Annotated in this window: 9 protein-coding genes; 4 read left to right on the top strand and 5 right to left on the bottom strand. The window is 67.7% G+C overall.

The features are described 5' to 3' along the window. Positions 1–192: 192 nt before the first annotated feature. A complete protein-coding gene (locus tag B9Y64_RS12250; RefSeq protein WP_100440945.1) occupies positions 193–2388 on the bottom strand; it encodes a TonB-dependent receptor in 2196 nt (731 codons plus the stop codon). Positions 2389–2629: 241 nt separating this feature from the next. Between B9Y64_RS12250 and B9Y64_RS12255 the strand changes: the two genes are divergently transcribed. Then, positions 2630–3214: a TetR/AcrR family transcriptional regulator gene (locus tag B9Y64_RS12255; RefSeq protein WP_100440946.1), complete on the top strand. Its 585-nt coding sequence runs from the start codon at positions 2630–2632 to the stop codon at positions 3212–3214. Between the two features lie 94 nt (positions 3215–3308). After that, positions 3309–4397: a DNA glycosylase AlkZ-like family protein gene (locus B9Y64_RS12260; RefSeq protein ID WP_100440947.1), complete on the top strand. Its 1089-nt coding sequence runs from the start codon at positions 3309–3311 to the stop codon at positions 4395–4397. A 250-nt stretch (positions 4398–4647) separates the two neighbouring features. Here the strand turns inward: B9Y64_RS12260 and B9Y64_RS12265 are convergent, their stop codons facing one another. From B9Y64_RS12265 to B9Y64_RS12280, 4 genes are all read right to left on the bottom strand, one after another. Beyond that, entirely contained in the window at positions 4648–5574 is a 927-nt protein-coding gene (locus B9Y64_RS12265) for an ABC transporter six-transmembrane domain-containing protein (RefSeq protein WP_100440948.1), read from the bottom strand. A 132-nt stretch (positions 5575–5706) separates the two neighbouring features. Continuing rightward, entirely contained in the window at positions 5707–6783 is a 1077-nt protein-coding gene (locus tag B9Y64_RS12270) for an ATP-binding protein (protein ID WP_100440959.1), read from the bottom strand. A gap of 3 nt (positions 6784–6786) precedes the next feature. Further along, positions 6787–7503: a response regulator gene (locus tag B9Y64_RS12275; RefSeq protein WP_100440960.1), complete on the bottom strand. Its 717-nt coding sequence runs from the start codon at positions 7501–7503 to the stop codon at positions 6787–6789. Between the two features lie 53 nt (positions 7504–7556). Beyond that, entirely contained in the window at positions 7557–8123 is a 567-nt protein-coding gene (locus B9Y64_RS12280) for a hypothetical protein (protein WP_202909062.1), read from the bottom strand. A 237-nt stretch (positions 8124–8360) separates the two neighbouring features. Between B9Y64_RS12280 and B9Y64_RS12285 the strand changes: the two genes are divergently transcribed. Then, positions 8361–9542, top strand: a complete 1182-nt coding sequence (locus tag B9Y64_RS12285) for an efflux RND transporter periplasmic adaptor subunit (protein WP_100440949.1) — start codon at positions 8361–8363, stop codon at positions 9540–9542. Positions 9543–9544: 2 nt separating this feature from the next. Continuing rightward, complete coding sequence (locus B9Y64_RS12290) at positions 9545–11488, top strand: MacB family efflux pump subunit (protein ID WP_100440950.1); 1944 nt, start codon at positions 9545–9547, stop codon at positions 11486–11488. Positions 11489–12117: the final 629 nt, after the last annotated feature.

Here is a 12117-nt window from a genome sequence, read left to right on the forward strand (position 1 = left end):
CGGTAGATCCACGCCATGCGTGGATGCTTCGGTGGACCACCCTGGAACCGGCCAGGCATGTCCAGGCTCCCTGTAGAGTCGAACCATGCTCGACTGCATCTGGCCTCCGCGCGACGAGCAGCCGAGCGTGGGCTCGGCTCTACAGTAGATCCAAGTCGCACTTGGATGCCGTTGGCGATGGCGCTGCGTGGCTCAGAAATCCATCGTTGCCGACAACAGCACCGTCCTCGGTGCACCCAGCGCCAGGCTGGAAAGCAACGGCATGCCCCAGTACGCCTTGTTGGTCACGTTGTTCACGCTGGCCCGCAACGCCAGCGGACGCCCGGCCAACATCGTGCTGTAGCGTGCCCCCACATCGAACAGGGTACGGCCAGGTACCGACAGCTGGTTGTCCGCGCTGATGTACTGCTTCGACATCGCTGTGGCGTTGCCGGTCAAGGTCAGGCCCTGCAGGGTCGGTACATCCCACTCCACGCCCAGCTTGGCCTGTCGCTGCGCAACGGCGGTGGCAATGCGGCCTTCATTCACGCCGCCGGCGGTACGGGTCAGCTTTGGCTGCACGTAGGCGACGCCACCCAGCAGGCGCAGCCCGTCCAGCGGTGAGCCGAAGAATCCCCATTCCACGCCCCGGTTCCGCTGCTCGCCGCCAAATGAGAAGACATTCGTGACCGGATCGGTGTAGCTGCTCGGCCGATCGATCTCGTACAGGCTGAAGGTATGCGCGAAGCTGCCGAGGTCCAGCTTCAGGCCCAGTTCCTTCTGCCGTGTGCGGAACGGCGCGAACACATCGCCGGCATTGGCGGCGGTCATCGGCGCGGTGGCGCCCTGGCTGAGGCCTTCGATGTAGTTGCCGTAGATCGAGACCTTGTCGGTAGCCTTCAGCAGCAACGCCGCGGCCGGGGTGGTGGCGCTCTCGTCGTAGCGCGAGGTGCGCGCGCCCGTGGCCACGTTGAAGGTCTCGCTGACCACCTGCTGGCGGCGCACGCCCACTGTCAGCTGCACGCGTTCATCGGCAAACGAAAGGGTGTCGGCGAAGCCGAGGCTGTCCAGGCGCAGTTCGGTATGCGAGATGTGCGGCGCCACGAACGGCGCGGCCGGCCCCCACACCGGGTTGTACAGGTTGGTGGTCCAGTCCCAGCCCGGTACGCTGCGGCGGCCGTAGTCGTTCTGTGTGTGCTGGTAGTGGGTCACATTGGCGGCCCATTGGTGGCCGACGGCGCCGGTGTGGAAGCTGCCGCGCAGGCCGGCATCACCGGACTGCTTGCTGATGTCGAAGGCCAGCTGGCCGATCACTGTGGTGAAGTCGCCAGCCGGGTTGAGGACCTGCGCGCTGATCGAGCCGTTGTAGCGGTAGTCGGTCCTGCTGGTGCCATAGGCCAGGTAGGCCATCAGGGAGTCATTGATATCCAGCTCGCCGCGCAGCATCGCACCCTTGTCCTGGCTGTCCACGTAGGCCCAGTCCGGGTTGATCAGGGTGTCGCCACGCGGCGGGCGCGGAATGGCCACGCCCGGCGCCAGGCCGACGCCACGCGCCGGGCCGTCCACACGATCGTCGGCGCTGTACAGATCGGCCGAGAGGCGCGCACGTTCGCCGCGCCAGTCCAGTGCCAGCGCACCCAGCTGCACCTTCCTGCTCTGCCTGCCGACCGCACCATCGCCGTCACGCCAGGCGCCGTTGAAGCGGATGCCGAACTGCTTGTCGCTGCCCAGCCGACGACCCACATCCACATGGGTACCGAACTGCGCATCGGAGGCGAAGTTGGCGCTGACCCGCAGCAGCGGCTGCTCGCCGGCACGCTTCGGCACCAGGTTCACCGCACCGCCGACCGAGCCGCCCGGTGGCATGCCGTTGAGCAGCGCGGAAGGGCCCTTCAGCACCTCGATGCGTTCAAGCATCTCCGGTGAAGTGCGGTAGTAGGGCGCCATGCCGCTGAGGCCGTTGAAGGTGGTGTCGCTGGTGCTGGAGGCAAAGCCGCGGATCGCATAGTTCTCGCTCCACGCGCCGGTGACGCCGTTGCTGAACACCGTGGGATCGGTGGCGGCGATGACGTCGGTGAGGTCCTTGGCCTGGCGGTCACGGATGAACGACTCGGTGTAGCTGACCGTACTGAACGGCGTGTCCATGAAGTCCCTGTCACCGAGCAGGCCGACGCGGCTGCCGGCGGCTACCTGGCCGCCGGCATAGTCCGCGGTGACGCGGCGTTGCTCCTGCACCTGCACCGAGGGCAGGGTGGATGGCGCCGACTCGGCCAATGCGGCGGACGATGCCAGCAGCCCAAGTGCCAGGGCCGACACCCGGTAGCGCCGGGGCATGCCCGGCGGATGCATCGGGCTGCAGGACGCAGCGGCAGTACGATGCTGCGGAGAAGAGGAGGGGTACACGTTCATGCCAGAGTCCTGTGAATCGCAGGCGCGAGCGCACCCGGCGCGCGGCCATCGGCAAGCACGGGAACAGGGCGCAACGCAGGGTTGTTGGCTGGGTGGAAACCTGGCGGAAAGTGAGCCATGGGCTCGATCACGGGCCACGCGCGGGTGAGGGGACCCGGCGCAGCGCGAATTAGTTGAGTAAGTTAAACTAAATCAATCAAAGCGGACAAGAGGGTCCCTTTGCTGGCACCCTCAGCAGCGTATGAACACGCACCCTGATCCGACGGCGCCGACCCGTGGCCGCCCGCCCACCATCACCCCGGAGCGCCTGGCCGACATCGGCATCCGCCTGGGCCTGCCCAACCTGACCATGGCCAACGTGGCGGCCGAGCTGGCGGTGACCCAGGCCGCGCTGTACAAGCGGGTGGCCAACCTGGAGGCGCTGAAGCGCCTGGTGGCGGAGGCGGTGTTCCAGCGCTGGCAGATTCCACGCGCGTCGGCCGATGCGCCGGGTGGCCTGCAGGCCTACCTGATGGTGTTCGTGGAGTCGCTGTGCGAGGTGGTGAAGGCGCACCCCGGGCTGCCACCGTACCTGCTGCGGCGCACGGTGGCCACCGCGCCGATGCTGGAGAAGATTGCCTCGCACCAGGCGCATGTGGCCGAGGTGTTCGGCCTGCCGGTGGACAAGGCGCGCTGGTTGCTGGCCACGATCGCGTTCTACTGCATCGCCGGTGCCGACACGATCTACGCGATTGCAGATGACGAAGAGGGCCAGGTGATCACTGAGTTCAAGCAGGGCATGCGTGCGCTGGTGATCGGTTCGCTGGAAGTTTCAAGGCTTCGGTAGATCCACGCCATGCGTGGATGCTACCCGTGGATCAACATGGCGTCAGCCTGGCTCTACTGGACGGATCCGGCAGTGCCGGGAATACAATGCGGCCATGCCTGCCACGCCCACTCTCGATGATCTTCGCCGCTACGCGGTGGCGCGCACCCTGTTCAAGCCAACCACGCTGCTGGCCGCGATACGCCGGCTGGGCTTCGTGCAGGCCGACCCGATCCGGGCACCGGCACGCGCGCAGGACCTGACCTTGCGGCACCGGGTGAAGGACTACCGTGCAGGCGATCTGGAGCGCCGGTACGCCCGCTTGCCGGTGGAAGAGGACTGCCTGGTGAACTACGGCTTCCTGCCACGCGAGCATCTGGCGTTGATGCATCCGCGGGTGTCCCGGCGCGAGTGGGATGCCGAGACCCATCGCCGCGCAGCCGACGTGCTGGCCTTCGTACGCGAGCGCGGCAGCGTGCACCCGCGTGAGGTTGACCAGGCGTTCGCGCATGGGCGGGTGACCAACTACTGGGGCGGCACCAGCAATGCCAGTACGCACCTGCTCGATGGCATGCATTACCGTGGCCTGCTGCGCGTGCAGCGGCGCGACAGCGGCACCCGCATCTACGCCGTGGCTGACCATCGCGAGGCCGATGCCAGTGAGCAGGCGCAGATTGAACGTGCCTCCGCCCTGATCGATCTGGTGGTGCGCAAGTATGCACCGCTGCCAGCGGCCAGCCTGACCTATCTGGTGCGCCTGCTGGGCTACGGCGCACCGCATCTGGCCGAGCAGACCCGGCAGGCACTGAATCTGGCTAGGCAGCAGCTGGCCAGTTGCACGCTGGACGGCACCACCTGGTACTGGCTGGCGGACGAGAATCCGCGTTCGCGCCGGTATTCCGCGGACGAGCAGGTGCGCCTGCTGGCGCCGTTCGATCCGGTGGTGTGGGACCGCCGCCGCTTCGAACTGCTGTGGGGCTGGGTGTACAAGTTCGAGGCCTACACGCCTGCACCGAAGCGCCAGTATGGGTACTACGCTCTGCCGGTGCTGTGGCACGACCAGGTGGTGGGCTGGGCCAATCTCAACGTGGCTGGCGGTGAGTTGGCCTCGAACGTGGGCTATGCCGGCAAGTCGCTGGCCCGTGACAAGGTGTTTCGTGGCGCGCTGGAAGACGAGCTGCAGCGCATGGCAGCATTCCTGTGACGCGGTAGTCGCCAACCTTGGTTGGCGCCGCCAGAGCAAAGCCGCTCAGACACGGTAGTCGCCAACCTTGGTTGGCGCCGCCAGAGCAAAGCCGCTCAGACACGGTAGTCGCCAACCTTGGTTGGCGCCGCAAAGTGTCGGTGCCCACCAAGGTGGGCATCTACCAGAGCAAAGCCGCTCAGGCGCGGTAGCCGCCAACCTTGGTTGGCGCCGCAATGTGCCGGTGCCCACCCAGGTGGGCAGCTACCGGTCAGGCGGGGTTTCGGCTGTCCACATCCTCCATGCCGGGGCTGACGCGGCGGCCGATGTCCTTCAGCCGCGCAAGCTGGTCAACCATCGACGGTGCATCGTCCAGGCTGCCGACAAAGGTCCACAGGTAGGTCATCACCGCGTAGACGTGGCCTGGTGTGACCCCCTCGCTGGTGGCGAGGCGGCCGATGGTCAGCGCGAACAATGCCGCGGCAGCCAGGCCGATCACCACATACGCGCCCGCCTCGCGGTCGGACAGCAGGATGCGCAGGCGCGACAGCGTGGTGTAGTGGCGGCGCAGCACCGAGGGGCTGACCCGGTCGACCAGGCGGATCTCGTGTTCCAGGCGGTTGTTCAGGCGGCCATGCAGCTGCTCGTTGCGGCGCGCGAACGACGGCAGTACCAGCAGGGCGCCGAGCAGGGTGACCAGGCCAGCGGCACCGACCATCGGCTCGATCGCCAGCAGCATGGCCACCGCACCGAACATTGATGCCAGCGCGGTGGCGATGATCGGCACGTGCTTTTCAAAGAAGTCGACGAACTCGCGCGCCAGCACCACGCGTGCGGCCGACGTGGACGTCGCCTGGCCCAGGCGGCGCTGTGCCTGCACCACGTTCACTGCCAGATCGGCATAGATGCGGGTGAAGGTGCGGGTATCGACCGCACGACGGCCGGCACCGACCAGCCAGAACAGCAGCACCACGCCCGCATAGGAGACAGCATGGCCGATGTTGCCGCTGATGATCGCGTCCACCGCGAAGCCGGCAAACAGGGGATAGGCCAGCAGCAGTGTGTTCTCCAGCGCCACCAGCGAGAACGTGCCGGTGAGCTGCCAGGGGTAGGTGCGCAGGATGGCCTTCAGGGTGGCGGCCGCATTCTGCTGGCCGATGCTGCCAGCGGCGGCCGCTGGATCGTGGGGGTGCTTCATGGGATGCCCGGGTAGGTCGGAGACAGGGCAGGGGACGGATGCCTGCCATCTCCCTGGTCGCACCCAGTATCTGCAGCCCTTTGGAGCGGGCATGGAGGGATGATGGAAATTGCGTGGAGAAACCGGTGCCGTTCAGCGACGCGCGTGCACCGGCCAGCGGATCTCGAACGCGCTGCCGCCGCGCTCTGTCGGGCGGCACTGCGCCATGCCGTGGTGGGCCACGGCAATCGCACGCACCACGGCCAGGCCGAGGCCGGAGCCGCCGCTCTGCCGCGAGCGCGACACATCGGTCCGCTGGAAGGCCTCGAAGATGCTGTCGCGCAGGTCGTCCGGAACGCCGGGACCACCGTCCTCAACGGTAACGGTGCAATGGCCTCCGGCCAGCGTGACACGGACCTGCAGTGGGCAGGGGATGGCATGGCGCCGTGCATTCTCAAGCAGCGCCAGCACCGCTTGGCGGATGCGGGCCGGATCACAGTCGGCCAGCGAAGGCCGCGCGTCCAATGTCACCGAGAAACCACTCTCGGTCAGCGCCTCGGACATCGCCTCGACCACCGCCGCCACCTGCACGCTGACGTCGCTGCGCTGCAGGCGCAGATCCAGGTGACCGCTCTCGGCCAGGCTGACCACACGCAGGTCCTCGATGATGCGGGTCAGGCCCTCCAGCTGGGTGAGCATGCTGTTGAACTGCTCGGGCCCCGGCTCGAACACGCCCTCGGCGATGCCCTGCAGGCGGCCGCGCAGGATGGTCATCGGCGTGCGCAGTTCGTGCGCGATCGCCGCATTCCAGAACACGCGGTTTTCCGACATGCGGCTCAGCCGCTCGGCCATGGAATTGAAATCGCTGACCAGGGTGGCGGCCTCGGTCATCGAGGTATCGCCGCCGCGCGCCCGCGCCTCCAGGTCACCGCTGGCCACGCGGCGCAGGCTTGCGGCCACCGAGTTCAGGGGGGTGATGATGCGCCGGGTCAGGCGCGAGGCGATCAGCGTGGCCAGTGCCACCACCACGGTGGCGGTCAGGCCGATCCACAGCCATTCCAGCCCCGAGGGCATGATGGTTTCCGGCTCGTCGTACCAGCGCGGATAGAACACCTCCATCAGGTAGTAGAACAGGTAGAAGCCGCTGATCGACAGCACCGTCGAACACAGGGATGCAACGGTGATGGAGAGCGTGATCTGGCGGCCGATGCTCTTGCCTTTGGGGTTCATCATTCAGTCCAGGAAACGGTAGCCGACGCCGCGGATGGTGGCGGGAATGCCGATGACGCCCACCTCTTCAAGCTTGCGCCGTAGTTTGCTGACATGGCTGTCTACGGTACGTTCCTGCGCGTCGCCTTCGGGCAGGCAGGCGTGCAGCAGGTCCACCCGCGCATGTACCTGGCGCGGCGCGCGCGCCATGTGCACCAGCAGCCGGAATTCGGTAAGCGTGAAGTTCAGTGCATGCACCTGCTCCCCGCTGCGCACCGTCACCTCGTGGCTGCGCAGGTCGATCTCGAACGGCCCCTGGCGGATCAATCCATTGGGTTCTTCGACGACGGCGCGGGTACTGCGGCGCAGGACGGCCTGGATGCGCGCAACGATCTCGGCCGGATTGAAGGGTTTGGCTACATAGTCGTCGGCGCCGACGCGCAGGCCGGTCAGCTTGTCCACGTCCTGGTCGAGCGCGGTGAGCATGATCACCGGCGTGTTGCCGCGCCGCCGCAGCTCGCTCAGTACCTGCCAGCCGTCCATCTTTGGCATCTGCACGTCGAGCAGGACCAGATCGGGGCGAAGCTGGCGGTGGCTGGCGAGCGCCGCCTCACCGTCGGCGGCGCGGGCGCTGCGCAGCCCGGAGCGCGCCAGGTAGGCACCGAGGATATCGGCGATTTCACTTTCGTCCTCGGCAATCAGGACCAGGGGTGCCGGGCGGCTGCGGAGATCATGTTTCATCGGGTGGCAGAGGTTGGAAGGGGGGGCGGGCAAGTGCGGCATCAGCGGTGTCGTCATTGCCGGCGTTCCATCGCCTGTGCTTCCTCGTTGGCTGCCCAGGCCAGTGTGGCCAGCACCAGCGTGCGATGCAGCGACGGCTGCAGCGGGCCGGCACCGCGCAGCTGCTGCACCATCAGCGTGGAGAGCGCGGGCGGAAGATGGGTCCAACGACGCGCCATCGGGGCGGCATCCACCCGTGCCTGCAGGCGCGCCGCCATGGCGGCGATGGCGTGCAACCGTAGCGCCAGCAGGGCGAGCACCAGCAGCGCTGTCGTTGCCAGCAGCAGTTGCAGCGTGGCGCGGGAGCTGTGGGCCGTTGCCGATACCATCGCCAACCCGATCAGCAGCAGAGAGGCGGCTGTTCCCGCGCCGGTGGCGCGGCCGGGGCCGTCGCTGCGGAACCACAGCAGCGCCGCGGCGCCGAAGCCGGTCAGCACCGGGGGCATCGGATCCTGGCTGGCCAGCAGCCAGGCGGTGGTCGATGCCACTACCAGCGCCAGCCACCACGGCGAGGGCGCACAGCAGGCCAGGTAGGTGCGGCGCACATCAATCGGGGGCAGCTCGGGAAAGGGACGGGGCACGGCGGGCAGGCAGTCGGCAAGGCCGACGAGGCTAGCGCCCGTTGATGGAGACTCGGTCGAGATTGTGTCGAGATTGCGTGGAGCCGCGGCGTGGATTCAGCCGCGGACAGGGTGCCTGAACGGCTGTCGCGCCTCCATCCAATCTCCACAGTGGCTCCAGGAAACATCCACATGGGGCTTCCAGACTGCGGCCCTGGCGGTCGCACCGGGCGACTGCACGCACCCCCGGATGTTTCGATGGACAACCGCAGGACCTGGGTCATTGCCACCGCCGTGGCGCTTGCTGCTGGCACCGCCGGCTGGTGGGCATTCGCCGATGGCGATGATGCCGCGCTGATCACCGCACCAGCAAGGGTTGCCGATCTGGAGAAGACCGTGCAGGCGGTCGGCCGGGTCAATCCGAAGGAACTGGTGGCCGTGGGCGCGCAGGTCTCCGGGCAGGTCCAGCGCCTGCATGTGGTGCTGGGCCAGCACGTGCTGGCAGGCGACCTGATTGCCGAGGTGGATTCACAACCGCAGCGCATTGCCCTGCGCAGTGCCGAAGCGGCCGCCAACGCATTGCGCGCACAGCATGCGGCCAGCCAGGTGCGTTACACCCAGGCCAGCAGGATGTACCAACGCCAGTCACAGCTGGTCGCCTCGCGCCTGGTCTCGCAGGAAGGCTTTGAAGCGGCGCGCGTGGCGCGCGATGCGGCGCGCGCGGATGCAGCCGCGCTGCAGGCGCAGATCGACCAGGCGGTGACCCAGGTGGAAACCGCCCGCATCAATCTGGGCTACACCCGCATCGTGTCGCCCTCCGAGGGCTACATCGTGGCCATCGTCACCAAGGCGGGGCAGACGCTGAACTCGATGCAGACCACGCCGACCATCGTGATGCTGGCGCAGCTGGATACGATGACGGTACGTGCCGAGATCGCCGAGGCCGATGTGGAATTGATCGCACCCGGCCAGCCCTTGTGGTTCTCGACGCTGGGGCCGAGCGGACGCCGCTACGACGCCCGGCTGCAGCAGCTCGAACCTGCGCCGTCGTCGATTGCCGATGCGGCCAGCGGCAACAGCGGGGGTTCGGCGCAGGCGCCGAAGGCGGTGTACTACGCCGGGCTGTTCGACGTCGCCAACCCGGGCTTGATGTTGAAACCCTCGATGACCGTGAAGGTGACGATCCAGCTGGCGCGCGCCGCCAATGCACTGCAGGTGCCACTGGCTGCGTTGAGCGGGTCCGGCGGCAAGGACGGCAACGTCGCGACCGTGCAGGTGATTGATGGCAAAGGCCGTGCCCGCGAGCGAACGGTGACGACCGGGCTGCGCACCGCCACCGCCGTGCAGATCCTGTCCGGCCTCAAGGCGGGCGAGAACGTGGTGGTCGGCCAGGCGCCCAGCGGCAGCGACGCCGAACCCACCAGTCTGCTGGGGATGTGAGCATGGCCGGTATATTGCTGGAACTGCGTGGTGTTTCGCGCGCCTACCGCTCGCCAGCCGGTGAGGTGGTGGTGCTGAAGGAGGTTTCGCTGCGCATCGATGCCGGTGAGTTCATCGCCATCATCGGCCCCTCGGGCTCGGGCAAGTCCACGCTGATGAACATACTGGGCTGCCTGGACCGGCCGACTGAAGGCAGCTACCGGGTGGATGGAGCAGCGACCGAGCAGATGTCGCCTGACCAGCTTGCACGGCTGCGCCGCGAGCACTTCGGCTTCATCTTCCAGCGCTACAACCTGATGGAGAACCTCAGTGCCACCGAGAACGTGGCCTTGCCCGCGGTCTACGCCGGAGTAGAGGCCGATGCGCGCACCACGCGGGCACGCCTGCTGCTGGAAACCCTCGGCCTGGGCGAGCGGACCGCGAACCGGCCCAGCCAGCTGTCCGGCGGCCAGCAGCAGCGCGTCTCCATCGCACGCTCGCTGATGAACGGCGGCGCGATCGTGCTGGCCGATGAGCCGACCGGTGCGCTGGACCACGCCAGTGGCAGGCAGGTGATGGCCGAGCTGAAGCGCCTGCACGCGCAGGGCCATACCGTGATCCTGGTGACCCATGATGCGGCGATCGCTGCCCATGCTTCGCGTGTGATCGAGATTGCCGACGGACGCGTGGTGGCTGACCGCGCTGAGGGAGGCCCGTCGGTTCCACAGCGCCCTGCGCTACCACCGCGCGCATCGCCGCTGGGCGCCGAGCGTCGTGCCCGGATCGACGCGTTGCGCGAGGCAACCCGCATGGCGGTGCGCTCGATGCTGGCCCATCGGCTGCGCACCTTGTTGACCATGCTGGGCATCATCATTGGCGTGGCCGCCGTGGTGACCGTTGTGGCGCTGGGCCGGGGAGCGCAGGCGCAGGTCGAGTCACAGATCAACGAGCTGGGCGCCAGTACGCTGGAGATATTCCCGGGTGCTGATTTCGGTGACCCTCGTTCGGCGGAGATCGAAACGCTGGTGGTGGGCGATGCCGATCACCTGGCCACATTGAGCTACGTCGACAGTGTGAGCCCCAACCTGAGCGGTTCGGTGGCAGCACTGCAGGGCGGCCGGCGAGCCAACACGCAGGTGCTGGGCGCTGGCGCCGATCTGCCGCGCGTGCGCGGGCTGCGGCTGAAGGCCGGCCGGTTCTTCACTGATGCCGAGGTGGATGCGCATCGTGCCGTGGGCGTGGTCGACCAGAAGGCTGCCAAGGCGCTGTTCATCGGCAACCCGATCGGCAGCACGGTGCTGCTGGGCGGCATGCCGGTCGAGGTGATCGGCGTGGTCGGGCCCAATGCATTCGCCGGTGGGGCCACGCCAACCGTCTACGTTCCGTACACGTCGGCTGCCTCGCGGCTGCTGGGCAGCCAGCGGCTGGAAAGCATCACTGTGCGCGTGCGCGACGACGTACCGACCACCGCTGCCGAAGCCTCGCTGGGAGAGGAACTGCAGCGGCTGCACGGCCGTCGCGATTTCTTCATCTACAACGCGGACCAGATCCGCAAGGCGGTGATGAAATCCAGCCAGACCATGGCGGCACTGGTCTCGGCGATCGCCGCAGTGGCGCTGGTGGTCGGCGGCGTGGGCGTGATGAACATCATGCTGGTATCGGTGAAGGAGCGCGTGCGCGAGATTGGCGTGCGCCTGGCGGTGGGCGCCCGGCAGAGCGATATCCTGCGCCAGTTCCTGATCGAGGCCGTGCTGATCTGCCTGTTCGGCGGCGTGCTGGGCGTGCTGTTGGCTTTCGCTGTGGGGGCGCTGTCCCGCCTGCTGTCGTTGGGCGTGCCGTTCCTGTTCACGCCCGGGCCGGTGCTCGCCGCGTTGGCGTGTTCGTCTGCGATCGGGCTCGGCTTCGGCTACTTTCCGGCGCGTAGTGCCGCACAGCTGGACCCGATCCAGGCGCTGGCAGCGGAGTAGGGCCACGCTCGCTGCCGCACCCGTAGAGCCGAGCCATGCTCGGCTGCTCTCCGTTCAGTCCACCATGAACCCTGCGCTGCGCGCAGCAAGCCGAGCATGGGCTCGGCTCTACACGGGCAGTGGCGGCGGAGCAGGGCCACGCTCGCTGCCGCACCTGTAGAGCCGAGCCCATGCTCGGCTGCTCTCCGGTCGGTCCACCATGAACCCTGCGCTGCGCGCAGCAGGCCGAGCATGGGCTCGGCTCTACACGGGCAGTGGCGGCGGAGTAGGCCCACGCTCGCTGCCGCACCTGTAGAGCCGAGCCATGCTCGGCTGCTCTCCGGTCGGTCCACCATGAACCCCGCGCGGCGCGCAGCAAGCCGAGCATGGGCTCGGCTCTACACGGGCAGTGGCGGCGGAGCAGGGCCACGCTCGCTGCCGCACCTGTAGAGCCGAGCCCATGCTCGGCTGCTCTCCGTTCAGTCCACCATGAACCCGCGCTGCGCGCAGCAAGCCGAGCATGGGCTTGTATGTTCCTCCCGGCTCCTACGAGGTATGTAGGAGCCAGGGTGGAGGGACCGTCAACATGATATCTGCGGGTACCAGCCGACAGACGAGCCGAGCGATCCCCATCCCGCACCTTAACGTCG

Origin of the sequence: Stenotrophomonas maltophilia (assembly GCF_002799245.1) — a bacterium.
Lineage (GTDB): Bacteria > Pseudomonadota > Gammaproteobacteria > Xanthomonadales > Xanthomonadaceae > Stenotrophomonas > Stenotrophomonas maltophilia_S.